Annotated in this window: 7 protein-coding genes; 3 read left to right on the top strand and 4 right to left on the bottom strand. The window is 34.9% G+C overall.

Annotation, left to right across the window (positions count from 1 at the left end; genetic code table 11):
• Positions 1–14 precede the first annotated feature (14 nt).
• The 4 genes from DF185_RS10090 to DF185_RS10075 all read right to left on the bottom strand — a co-directional run bounded on the left by DF185_RS10090 (position 15) and on the right by DF185_RS10075 (position 7182).
• Positions 15–833 carry a TlpA family protein disulfide reductase gene (locus tag DF185_RS10090; RefSeq protein ID WP_110360633.1) on the bottom strand — a complete coding sequence of 273 codons (819 nt, stop codon included), beginning with the start codon at positions 831–833 and terminating at the stop codon, positions 15–17.
• Positions 834–1029: 196 nt separating this feature from the next.
• The gene (locus tag DF185_RS10085; protein WP_110360632.1) at positions 1030–2520 is read right to left on the bottom strand and encodes an acyl-CoA dehydrogenase family protein; all 1491 of its coding nucleotides are present in this window, start codon (positions 2518–2520) and stop codon (positions 1030–1032) included.
• Positions 2521–2658: 138 nt separating this feature from the next.
• Positions 2659–3726, bottom strand: coding sequence for a glycoside hydrolase family 53 protein (locus tag DF185_RS10080; protein WP_110360631.1), 1068 nt, complete (start codon positions 3724–3726; stop codon positions 2659–2661).
• A gap of 192 nt (positions 3727–3918) precedes the next feature.
• Entirely contained in the window at positions 3919–7182 is a 3264-nt protein-coding gene (locus tag DF185_RS10075; RefSeq protein ID WP_110360630.1) for a S41 family peptidase, read from the bottom strand.
• Positions 7183–7518: 336 nt separating this feature from the next.
• Between DF185_RS10075 and DF185_RS10070 the strand changes: the two genes are divergently transcribed.
• The 3 genes from DF185_RS10070 to DF185_RS10060 all read left to right on the top strand — a co-directional run bounded on the left by DF185_RS10070 (position 7519) and on the right by DF185_RS10060 (position 13434).
• Positions 7519–8070: an RNA polymerase sigma-70 factor gene (locus DF185_RS10070; RefSeq protein WP_165836000.1), complete on the top strand. Its 552-nt coding sequence runs from the start codon at positions 7519–7521 to the stop codon at positions 8068–8070.
• Between the two features lie 348 nt (positions 8071–8418).
• Entirely contained in the window at positions 8419–9576 is a 1158-nt protein-coding gene (locus DF185_RS10065; RefSeq protein WP_110360628.1) for a FecR family protein, read from the top strand.
• Between the two features lie 171 nt (positions 9577–9747).
• Positions 9748–13434 carry a SusC/RagA family TonB-linked outer membrane protein gene (locus tag DF185_RS10060; RefSeq protein ID WP_207784623.1) on the top strand — a complete coding sequence of 1229 codons (3687 nt, stop codon included), beginning with the start codon at positions 9748–9750 and terminating at the stop codon, positions 13432–13434.

Here is a 13434-nt window from a genome sequence, read left to right as displayed (position 1 = left end):
AATTTGTTTGTAATTTATTTCAATAACTCTTCGATTTTCTGTACCAATTTGTTTAATTTTTCATCGGTGTAACCAATTGAGGTGTAAACTACTTTCCCATTTTGATCGACTAAAAAGTTGCGAGGAATATAATTAGTTGCATATAGCTTATAGATTTCTTCATCTGGATCTAAGCCAGCATTAAATTCTACACCTCTGCTTTTTAATCTATCCATTTTTTTACGAACTACATCAGGCTTTTCTCCACGAGAAATTGCCAGCAGAACAAAATCCTTGTTTGCAAATGGTTCGATAATTCTTTCAGGAAATTCGTAAAGTTCTTTCATACAAGGGTTACACCAGGTTGCCCAAAAGTTGATCAAGACCACTTTGCCTTTAAGGTCAGATAATTTAACTTTTGATCCATCAAGCATTTCAAGCGTGAAATCTTTGGCCATATCACCACTATTCACCAAAGTAGATTCTTTTAATTTTATAGTGCGTTCTTCAGCATTTTTGCGATTTATTTCTGCAGCTTCTTCTTTCGTTATGGTTTTTTTTATGTTTTTGGTATTTCTGATTTCCTCCTCAGTTTTCATTGTAAAAACAATAATCTGGTTATCTTCTATTGCTTCACCAAACTTTTTTATAAGTTCTTCTTTTTCTTTACCTCTTACTCCCATTTTCATTTGCTTTATATGAGAGGTGTTTAATTTTTTTACAAAATCTTCGCTTACGATCTCGTTATCTACAATGTAAATGGTTTCAGGTTTAATTACTTTTTTCTGCTGGGCATAAGTGCCAAATGCACATAAAAAAGAAAGAATTAATAGGATTGTAATTTTAAATTTCATTTTTGGATTATTAAAGGTTTATTATTGAATTGTTTTCTAGTCTATAGACTAATTTTAATTTCTAAATTTAAATAATACTTATGATATATTGGTGTAAAGTACGAAATATTTCGTAAAATATAATGAATGTAAATAGAGGGATAAATAAAACCACCTTGCGAATGAAGGCGGTTTTGGAGTTTTATTTGGTGTTATTTTATGCCATTTCAAGCCAGGAACTTCCGTCCTGATAATCTTCGATGCTAGATACACCTTTGTTTATTTGGAAGGAGTTGATCAAATTGCTAATGTCATGTTGTAGAGAGTTGATACAGTTGCTGATTAAATCTTTTCTAAAACCTTTTTCTTCCAAATTAAGCACGAAACCAGCAGATACAATTCTACTTAAAGCTTTACCCAAATCCACTTGTTTGCGCTGCGGAAGGTTAAAATCAATTGAAAAGTTAATTTCCTTCTTAAAATATTCAGATGCTTTATCAGTTAGATTAAAATCTTTCAAGAATTGGAACAAGTTGCTTTCTTTTTTCTTCTTCATCAATTTTAGAATCATATCTGTAATTTGAGTGTAAAGCATTTCATTTGCCCCTTCGAATATTTGGAATGGACGACTATCTACAATTCCACGTCCCCCGATATGACTTAAACGATAGCCTTTTGCTCCGGATAGTTGTACCAGGGTTTGAGCCGACTCTTGCATTAAATCGGTAACAACAGTTTTAATACTATTTGCCTCGATACCATCGCTTGCCAAATTGTTCTCCAATCCACTTTTATCGCTACTTCTTACACAAAGAGCAGAACATATGGTGTAAGCACTTTGCATTTTTGAAATTTGGTGCTGAACCTGATCAAACGAAAGCAAACTTTTTCCTCCTACAATTCTAGTTTTACATTGGTCAATTGCTTCATCCATTAGTCGTTTGATAAAGCCCAATCCCATACCAGGGAACTGCATTCTGCTTCGGTGAAGAATGTCCAGCATCATTTTAACCCCTGTGCTTTCGGGTGTTAATTTGTATTCCTTTGGTATTTGTACATCAAGTTTGTTGGTACCATAGGGAATCATGTACAATCCCAGGTTATCGAAATATTCTTCGACTACAACTTTTTGTTTTTTTTGAGTTACATCGCAAATAAAAAAATCGATATCACGATTCAATTTGCCCTGCTCATGTTTCTGTCTTGATGTGATCAACCAAAAATCTGCTAATCCGGTTAAGCCTTGCCAATGCTTAGTACCTTTAATGTGGTATAGATCATTTTTTTGGGTGTAATGAGTTTGCATATTTAGTGCATCGCTACCAAAATCAGGTTCGGTAATCATTAAACCTCCCATTTGCTGTTTTTCCAAAAAGCGCTTGAAGATACCTCCCTTAACAGTGTTGTTCGCATATTTGGCTACAGGCTCAAGAAACAGTGCAATATTAATTCCTAATGTTAATGCCAATGGTAATGATTCATATGCAGCAGAAGAGAGTATGCCTAAACATTCCTTCACTTTTGCTCCTCTTCCTCCATAATTCTCTGGAATTGCTACCGATAAAGGAGCACTTGCCATTACTTCACGCATTACCAATGGAGGAAAACCTCTATTCAGGCTGAATTTATTAATGTCATCTCGTTCGTAAAATACTGATTTCAGAGTTTGCTCAAACTCTTTCAGGTACTCGGAAAAATTCTTAATCATCTTATTCAATCTTCTTTTTATAGGTCTAATTTAATTTAGACGTGATAAAAATAGCTCTTAAATGAGACAAATAAGTCTTTATTTGGTGTTTTATTCCTTATTTAGAATACTAAACCTGAATATGGGATTTTATTATTTTTAATTGAATGCCTCAGCGGCAGGTAATAATTCATTATTAAAATCGAATAATGCTTGATTTTCCCAACTCGACCCATTTTTTGATTCATCACCATCGAATGCGACATATTCTGCACCCCAGTAGCAAAATCCTAAAGCATCTACTTCATTACAAATGTCTTTGATTTTAAGTAAGTATTTCTTTTGGCCTTCAGATGTTGCAGGATAATTAGGCAGGATCAGTTGATCCTCCTGACCTACAATGTTATTGGTCCAATCGTTCCAATCGAGAGTAAATGGATAGGCAGTTTCGGCTATAATCACAGGCTTTAAAAATTGAGTTTGCAAATGGTTTATGCTAGATTTCAATTCAGAGAGACTTTTTCCGTGCCAAATGGGATAGTAGGAGAGCGCCATAATATCAAAATCAAGTTGCTTTAAATCATTATAAAATGATTCGGCATTGGAATAACCAGCATGATGAACCATGATTTTGCAATTGGGGTCAGTATCACGTACAGCGTTAATTCCTATACTTAATAATTCTTTAAATTGCTCTATTTGTTCGAAGCGATCTCCAACAGGAAGTAAAATACCGGGATTAATTTCATTTCCAATTTGAATATAATCGGGTTTTATTTCTCTGACGATTTTTGAAGTGTAATTGTACACACTATCCTTAAGTGTTTCAAAATTTAAATTTTTCCATGCTTCCGGTATTTGTTGATGTGCAGGATCGGCCCATGTATCCGAATAATGAATGCTTAACCAAAGGTTTAGATTTTGCGTTTTAATTAGTTCTGCAAACTTCTTAACCTCATTAAAGGAAGAGTTTGAATTTTGTGGAGTATGCCATAATCTTAAGCGAACAGTATTCATTCCTTGGTTCTTAAGAATATTCAGCACGTCAGATTGTACTCCTTTATCATAGAATGGTATAGATAGTTCTTCTAATTGAGGTAAAAAAGACAAATCTGCTCCTTTTATAAAACCATTTTCCTCTGTTGGAAGAATTGTTTCACTCTCACTTTTACTGCAAGATGATAAAAGTATGATTAGAAAAATAATATGGAGTGTTATTTGCTTCATTTAATATTGAGTTTGATCTCTGCAAATCTATAAAGAATTGCTCTTTATCTTTAAATTCATCTTGATTAATACCAAATGACTGTGAGTGAGAAAGATATTTTAGATGTTTGTTTTTCTTTAAAGTCATGAGATATGGAACAAAAAAAGCCGCTGAACATTCAGCGGCTTTACTTGTATCTTAATAGCTATTGCTTATTCAGCACATTCTTCCAATAAAGCTTTAACGGCAGCTTCTAACTGCTCATCTTCACCTTTGGTAATGGTTTCAGGCATGTTTTTAACCTGAATTTCAGGAACAGTCTGATTGTTTTCCAACCATTCTCCAGCTTTGTTCTTTGCACTTACAGGAATCGAACCCCAAAGTACACGATCATTCTGAAGCATTTCCCAGCCAGCAAAACTACAAGTTCCTGGAACAGGCATACCAATTAGTTTACCAATGCCAAGATCTTGGTAAGCACATGAGAAACAGTGACCATCGCTGTAGTTAGATTCATTGATCATAGCAACGGAAGGCTTGGTCCAACGGTAACCAGGTTCGTAACCAACTGTACGATCTTCAATAGCATATTCCATAAAAGTTTCACCAGTTAGGAACATGGTAATGTCACCAACCAAATCACCACCGCCATTAAAACGAGTATCGATAATGATACCATCGCGGTCGTAGTATTTACCCATTACTTTTTCGTATGTGTTACGGTAAGCACCATCATTCATACCTGGGATGTGAACATAGGCAAGTTTGCCATTACTCAAGCGGTCTACTTCCTCTTCATTCTTTTTCACCCAACGTTTGTAAATCAAGTCTGACTCGGTACCTAATGAAACAGGTTTTACAGTTATGTCTTGATATTTTTTGGTAGAAGGATCAAAAATGTGAAGTGCAGTAAATTTACCAGATTTACGATTTAGGAACTTGGCAAAATCAACATCCTTACCAATTTTGATTCCATCAATCTGTTCGATAATCATACCAGGTTTTACATTGAATTTTTTCTTATCCAATGGACCATCCTTAATGATTTCAGTTATCTTGATACCATCTCCTTTGTATTTGTAATCGATGAAGATTCCCAATGATGCAGTTTTGTCACCATTGTAAATTCCTCCATAGTAACGTGCACCTGAATGTGAAACATTCAATTCACCTAACATTTCAGAAAGCAATTGAGCAAATTCAAAATCGTTACTAAGCGATTTTAGTTTAGGCTCATAATTATCTCTTAAAGCATCCCAATCAACTCCGTGGTAATCCGAAATGTAGAACATGCCTTTATTTCGAGCATAAACATGATCGAACATCTGCTGACGTTCTGCAGCAACATCTAAAATCATCTCACTATTCACAGAAATCGGTTTTGTAGATTTTCCTGCCAAGTCAACTTTCGACATCGTTCCTCCTGATAGCAAGAATAACTTTTTCATGTCTTTGTCCCAAAGCAAGCTTCCCCCTCTGGATCCGATAGGAATTAATTTTTTGGTTTCTTTAGTGCGTAATTTGGTGCTCCAAATGCTATATCCTTTATCGAATTTTGCAATATAGTACAAAGTTTCACCATCTTTAGAAAGAACAGCATCGCTCAATTTAGAAGAGTGAATGGTCAATCTTTTCTTGCGATCTTTCATGCCATCCCAATCAAAAGTCAACAAGCTATCTTTTTTAGCTTCTTCCTTTTTAGACTTGTCCTTCTTCGATTTTTTCTTGTCTTTCTTTTCGTCTTTTTTAGCTTTTTCTTTCTCTTCTTTTTCCTTCTTTTCAATTTCCTTAAGAAGAGCATAGTCATCTTTGCTCATGTTGAAACGATCCCATGAATCTTTTGTGAAGAACATGGTGTATACATCCATCTGACGAGAACCACTGTTTGCGTATGAACGCAATCCGTGACGATCGCTAAACCACAACATTTGCTTTCCTTTGTTCACCCATTTGGCATAGCTGTCGCCATAACCACTTTCGGTAAGGTTAATCATTTTCTGTTTGCCATCAGCCGAAATAATTACAACTTCTCCATTAGCCAACACGGGAGAATAATCAACCAACAACCATTTGCTATCAGGACTCCAGGTAAAATATTGATCACCTTCACCCATGTAATATAGGTGGTCGCCATTCATAATGGTACGGATCTTTTTGCTTTTGATATTGAAAATCTTCAATGAACTTCTGTTTTCAATAAAAGCAATTTCTTTTCCGTCAGGCGAATATTCAGGCTGATAGTTATCGTTAGTATTAACAATTACAGGTTCTTCCTTAAGCAATGTTGAAGCATAGAAATACGGTTCAGTTTCATTCACTTTTTTACTTGCGTAGATTCCCCATTTTGCATTACGTTCGCTTGCATAAAGAATGCTTTTTCCGTCAGGCGAGAAGCTTACAAATCTTTCCTGAGCAGGAGTAGTTGTAATTCTTTTTGTCATTTTACCTTCAACCGACGAAACAAATACTTCGCCTCTAACAATGTAGGCAACTTCTTTTCCATCAGGCGATATAGCCATTTCTTTTACATTACCACGAACTGAAATGATTTGTTCGTTATTGGCTTTGTCTTCAGTACGAACATTTACATTTACTTTTTCTTGTTTGCCATTGGTCATGGTAAATAATTCACCATTGTGAGTATAGCAAAGAGTACCGTTGTTAGCCATGCTTAGGTAACGAACTGGGTGCATTTTGAAGCTTGTAATCTGAGTGTTTTTCTCAGGTGTAGCAAGATCCATTTTGTGTACGTTAAAACATCCGCTTTCTTCGCTTAGGTAGAAAATGCTTTTTTCATCAGTACTGTAAACAGGATTTCTGTCTTCACCATTAAATGAACTGATCATTTTGTGTTTGTCAGTTGCTACATCATAAGTCCAGATATCTCTGGTAACCGATGATACATGGTGCTTACGAAATTCATCTTCGCCACCTTTTACATCATGATAAATCATCTGCTTTCCATCATTGCTGATTTTTACATCTTCGGCAGGAATTGTGAAAACTTGATCAACACGACCTCCATTTGCAGGAACTTGGTACAATTCAGTTTGCGAACGATGTGGATATTGTCTATGTTTCGCGTCATCCAAACGTATACCGCCAAATAAGATGTTTTTATTGTCGCGAGTAAAAGTGTAAGGAACCTCGTTATTCGAATGATAAGTCAAACGAGTAGCTGCACCACCTTTGGCATCCATAATGTACACATCAAAATTACCAAAACGGTTTGATGCGAATGCAATTTTGCTTCCATCATGGCTCCACACAGGCATGTAATCGTGAGCTTTGTGAAATGTTAATGGGCGAGCTTCGCCACCTTTAGCTGATACCAGATACAAATCTCCTCTGTTGGTGAAAACAATTTGTTTACCATCTGGCGAAATTGCTGCGTAACGAATCCATTCTGAATTGCCATTGGCAAAAGCATAGGCATTACATAATACAGCCATCAAGAAAATAAATAATCTCTTCATTAGTTAATGTACTAGTTGTTTAAAAAATGATGCAAAAGCATCGGTATTGTTAAATTTTCCTAGGGGGTGGTAAAAATAGGTAAAAAAATATACCTAAGATTTGATCTTAACAGAAATATTAGAGGTTTTCTTTGTTGTAAAAGTTGTGCTGGTGTAGGCACTTCACAAACATAAGTATAATTGTTGATATTGAAAATAATTGTGAAATGAATGTTGGTATGTTACACAATATTTGAACTAATATGAATTGGACCAGATGAAAGGAAATCTGGTAAAGTTTTTTTCGATTCAAATAAAACTATTTATTTTGTAGCCGAATCTAAACCCACAACCCCATTGACCGAATCTAATAAAATAGTTCTGAGTAAGGACAATTTCAGAAAAATATTTGACCATTATTTTGTAAGTCTTGTAGCATTTGCAAATACTTTTGTGTCTAATATTAATTTGAGTGAGGATTTAGTGCAAGAGGTTTTTGTAAGATTGTGGGAAAAGCAAGATGAATATCAGAATGAAATTACTTTAAAGGTATATTTATATCGAGCGGTTCGTAACAAGTGTTTGAGTAATATCAAACATGAGCAGGTCAAAAATAAATACATTGCAGAATCCTTACCTAAACTCGAAACCGAAGAGTTTTTTCTTGATCAGGTGCTATCTGAAGAGGTTTCCCGTTTGCTTTACAGATTCATTGGTGAATTACCAAAACAAAAACAACAAATTATTCGATACAGTCTTTTGGGCTTAAAGAACCAAGAAATTGCAGATGTAATGGGATTAGCAGTTAATTCGGTAAAGTCTCATAAATTGAATGCATATAGAGTACTTCGCGAAAAATTAGGGAGTCATGTCTATTGGTTGGCTATTCTGATTGAATTGAATTTTTAAGCTGTAATTCACGAGTATAAAGGGAACTTATAGATTGGAATCTAAATTTTATTATTCTTTTCTTACTTTTTTACTTCTTTATTTATTAAGCATACTATTTTTCTAAGCCCACCAACTAGAACAAGTGGCTATTAAAAACACAAAATCATTTTTCCATTTATTTTGCTTCCATAAATTTTTCAAAAAAAAAGAAAAATAACTAACACCCTTTTCCTACTTAGTGGTCTCTTAATAAAATCAGTTGAAAGAACTGCATCTTAAACGAGGGTTAATTACTTGATTAAAAGATGAAGGATGTGAAAAAGTAATTGAATTCTCTGTTTTAAGAAAAGATAATAACAACATGTTATGAAAGAGATATATGACATTGCAAAATTGATTTCCTTAGAAAAAATGGGAGGCTTGACTGTTGACGAACAGCAAGAACTTGCTGAGTGGAAATCGAAAAATAAAAGGAGCTACTTGTTGGCTTCTGACTCGAAACGAATTCAAGGAAAGCATGACCAATATAGTAAAATTGATCAGGAGAAGTCCTGGGAGAAGATTACCAGACAATTTCCTGAATTGAAACCCAAGGTAATCAGATTTAAAACTGTATTGAAATGGGCTGCAGTAATAATCTTGCCATTATTGGCTACTACCTACATGCTAAATGAAGTGTATTGGTCTCATGATCCCGTGATTGCAGAAGCAGGTTCTTCGAGGGCAACCCTTGAATTGTCTGATGGTAAAACCATTTACTTGGAAGACTATCAAGGGAAGGATATTAAGTTTGGGAAGAAAAAGCTGGCAAGTAATGCGAACAATGAATTGGTTTATCAGAAAGGAAAGGCTGTTGATGGAGTATTAAAGTTCAATACCATTAAAACACCAATTCAGGGAGAGTATTACATGCAATTGTCCGATGGTACTAAAGTATGGTTGAATGCTCAAACAGAAATTCAGTTTCCTGAAAAGTTTGGAAATAGTAAACGAGAGGTGAAGTTGATAAGTGGAGAAGCCTATTTTGTTGTAGCAAAAGACAAAGAGAGACCTTTTGATGTATATCTAACTGATGGCTCTAAAGTGGAAGTATTGGGAACAGAATTTAATGTGATGGCTTATCAGGATGAAGCGGAGATACAAACCACTTTGGTAGAAGGAAGTGTTCAGTTTTCAAATGAAGTAGAAGAAGTAATTCTTAAACCAGGAGAGCAGGTGGGATTGAAACTTGCTTCTAATGAATTGGAAGTAAGAGAGGTGAAAATAGGTGTTTACACAGCATGGAAAAATGGAAAATTTGTTTTCAACAGAGAACCTATGGAAAGTGTTTTGAGAAAAGTGTCTCGTTGGTATGGGGTAAAGGTAATATGTGATGATGAAGCTGTCTTGAAAAGAAGAATATCAGGTGTGACAGACAGGTATGAAAATATTGACAAATTGATTGGATTGATTGAAGAAATATCGCCAATTGATTTAGAATTGGAGGGTGATCATCTAATTGTAAGTCGAAAAGTAAAAAGGTAGAAATAAAGAGTTGCAAGGTCTTGCGACAAATAGGTTAAACATCAATTTCTATGGACTTTGGTTCATGGATTAAATAAAAAAAACGGGGAACCTGGACCGTTCCCCGCAAAATAGAGTCTCATGACTCAAATGTAACAAGTTAAACTAAGTGTCTAACCCAATTTCAAATTTATGAAAAAAAATTGTGTTACTGGCAGTAAGGGGCGCGTATTCTCTCCACTGCGAAAAATACTTTTAAGAATGAAACTAAGTGTGTTTCTATTTTTACTCGGAATTATTAGTGTACAAGCCAATGAGTTGTTTTCGCAAACCTCGTTGAATATGGAAATGAAATCTGCTAGTGTTGAGGAAGTTTTAACCGAAATTTCTCAACAGTGCGAATATGATTTTATCTATGATTACGAATATGTAAAGGAATTAGAGGATGTTAATATTGAATGTAAGGGAGCCTCTTTAGATGAAGTGTTATACGAAGTACTAAAAATTACGAATCTAGACTATCGTTTAGAGGATAAAATGATTGTATTGTACCCTCGAGAGGTCGTAAAGCAAAAGGTTGAAGAAAGTTTAGATGTTTCAGTTCAACAAGAAAAGAGAATTATTCAAGGAAAAGTTGTAGATAATAATGGAATTCCACTTCCTGGTGTTTCAATTGTTATAAAAGGATCTACGATTGGTGTTTCATCAGATTTTGATGGAAAGTTTGAATTAAGTTATGTTCCAACTGGGAACGATGTTCTGCAGGTTTCTTTTATAGGAATGGAACCACAGGAAATTAAACTAACCGATCAGAAATTTTTAGATATTATCCTAAAATCATCTGCAGAACAGCTTGAAGAAGTTGTTGTAACAACAGGTTATCAAAAGATTGATAGAAAACTATTTGCTGGTTCGGCTACTAAATTAAAGGCTGAAGATGCTAAAGTGTCCGGTATTACCGATGTAGGAAGAATGATGGAGGGGAAAGTTGCTGGTGTAAGTGTGCAAAATGTTTCAGGAACTTTTGGAGCAGCACCAAAAATACGTGTTCGTGGTGCTTCATCAATTTATGGAGATACAAAACCATTGTGGGTTGTTGACGGGGTGGTTTTAGAGGATGTTGTGGATGTGAGTCCCGATCAATTATCTTCTGGAGACGTATCAACCTTAATTAGTAGTTCCGTTGCTGGTTTAAATGCTGAAGATATTGCTGATTTTCAAATTTTGAAAGATGCATCAGCAACGGCCCTTTATGGTGCACGTGCTATGAATGGTGTGATTGTAATCACTACCAAAAAAGGGGGTAAAGGAAAAGCTAAAGTAAATGTTACCTCTGAATTTACGATTAAGACTAAACCAAATTATGGTCAGTATGATATATTAACTTCTCAGGATCAAATGTCAGTTTTTCGCGAAATGGAACGCAAGCAATGGTTGGGACATGCTGAGATGATGAGAAGTAAAGATGGAGGTGTTTATTTTCAAATGTATGACGCTATTAATACATATGAAAATGGTAAGTATGAATTATTAAATACTCCAGAATCACGTGCTGACTACCTAAGAAAATATGAAAAAGCTAACACAGATTGGTTCGATTTACTCTTTAATAATAGTTTACAACAAAATCATTCGGTTAGTTTAAGTGGAGGGTCCGAAACCGCAAACTTTTATGTTTCTTCTTCTTTTCTACACGATGATGGTTGGACAATTGCAGATCAGGTTGATAGATATACGATTAATATGAAAGGTAATTTCAAATTGAATGAAAAATTATCTGTTGGGCTATCAACTAAAGGAAGTTTTAGAGATCAACAAGCTCCTGGAACTTTTAGTCGTACCTCCGATGCGGTAAATGGAGATTATAGTCGTGAGTTCGATATTAATCCATTTTCTTATGCCTTAAACACAAGTAGAACAATTGTGCCTTTCAATGAGGATGGATCGTATCGCTATAATAGAATGAACTTTGCAAAATTTAACATTCTAGAAGAGTTCAAGAATAACTATATCGATCTAAATGTATTGGATTTAAGTATACAAGGAGATTTAGATTACACATTTAATAAGCATTTAACCTATAAATTTGTAGGTAATATGCGCTATGTGAAATCAACGTCAGAGCATAAAATGACTGGTGATTCTAATGTTGCGAATGCATATCGAGCAGGTATTGGAGACTCAACTATTGAAGATGCAAATAAATATCTTTTCACTGATCCTGAAAAACCAAATGAAAGACCTATTAGTGCTCTTGAGAGAGGTGGATTTTATAATAGAGAAGATAACATGTTGAAAAATTTTTATTTCAGAAATGTTATCAACTATAACAACACTTTTGATGGAAAACATCTGGTGAATGTTATGCTAGGTCAGGAAGTGAGATCCTCTGATAGAGAATATTCTGCCTTTGATGGATATGGAATTCAGTATGATAAAGGAAATACTGTTTTTACCGATCCTAATATGATCAAGAAATTATCTCAAGGTGGATTCCCTTATTTTGGGATCGGGAAATCTCGTGATCGTTTTGTAGCATTCTTTGCTAATGTGGCTTATAGTTTATCCGGTAAGTATACATTAAACTCTACGGTTCGTGTTGATGGAAGTAATAAATTGGGAGACTCAAAAGATTCACGTTGGTTGCCAACTTGGAATGTGAGTGCAAAGTGGAATGCCAAAGAAGAAAAATTCCTTACAGATGTTGAGTGGCTTTCTCATCTTAATTTAAGAGCTACCTATGGTTTAACAGCAAGTATGGGACCAGCAACCAATAGCAAAGCAGTATATAGAAGTGGAATTACTGTTGCTCCGTTTGCCAATGAAGTGCAGAATGGATTGAGAGTAGCAAGTTTGAAGAATTCTGAGTTAACTTGGGAAAAACAGTATGAAACTAACGTTGGTTTCGATTTGGGTTTGTTTAATAACAGAATTAGTATTAGCAGTGACTTCTACTTGAGAAAAGGTTTTGATTTAATTGCGGGGATTAAGACCAGTGGTATTGGTGGTGAACTATGGAAACTTGCCAATTATGCTGATATGGATTCTAAAGGGGTTGAGTTTAGCTTAAATACAGTAAATATCAAACAGAATGATTTTAGCTGGAATACCAATGTAACTTTTGCCTACAACAAGAACGAAATCACTAAACTTTACGGACAACCAAATATTCATAGTCTTACAAAGGCTGAAGGAGCAGCAACACTAGGAGGCGCTGTACGTGGCTTGTTCTCTATTCCATTTGCTGGTCTCGACAGTAGAGGTTTGCCAACCTTCTATGATAAAAATGGAGATAAAACGAAGGACATTTATTTTCAGGATACCAATGTAGATCATTTGAAATACGAAGGAAGCATCGATCCTAAAGTAACTGGTGGTATTTCAAATCGATTCAAATATAAAGGCTTATCACTGAATATATTCTGTACTTATTCCTTTGGTAATGTAATTAGATTGTACCCTTCATTTCATGCAAAGTATAGTGATCTAGATGCTATGCCAAAAGACATGAAAAATAGATGGTTAAAGTTTGGTGACGAGAATATCACAAATATTCCAACTATTGTGAGTAAAAGAATTTATGAGGAATTCGGTACAGGTTTAGAATCTACCTATAATGCCTATAATTATTCTGATCAGAGAGTTGCAAAAGGTGATTTTATTCGTTTAAAGGAGTTGTCATTATCATATAATTTGCCCAAAACACTAATGAATAAACTAGGTATATCTGGAGCAGTGCTAAAAGCAGCGGGAACAAATTTATTTTTATTGTATTCAGATAAGGCATTAAATGGACAAGATCCTGAGTTTTTTGGTAATGGAGGTGTTGCTCTACCAGTATCACGCCAATATACATTGAGCCTGAAGTTAAACTTGTAA

Source organism: Marinifilum breve, assembly GCF_003202155.1.
Taxonomy (GTDB): Bacteria; Bacteroidota; Bacteroidia; order Bacteroidales; family Marinifilaceae; genus Marinifilum; species Marinifilum breve.
The sequence above is the reverse complement of the archived record's forward strand: the minus strand, read 5'-3'. Positions and strand labels throughout refer to the sequence as shown.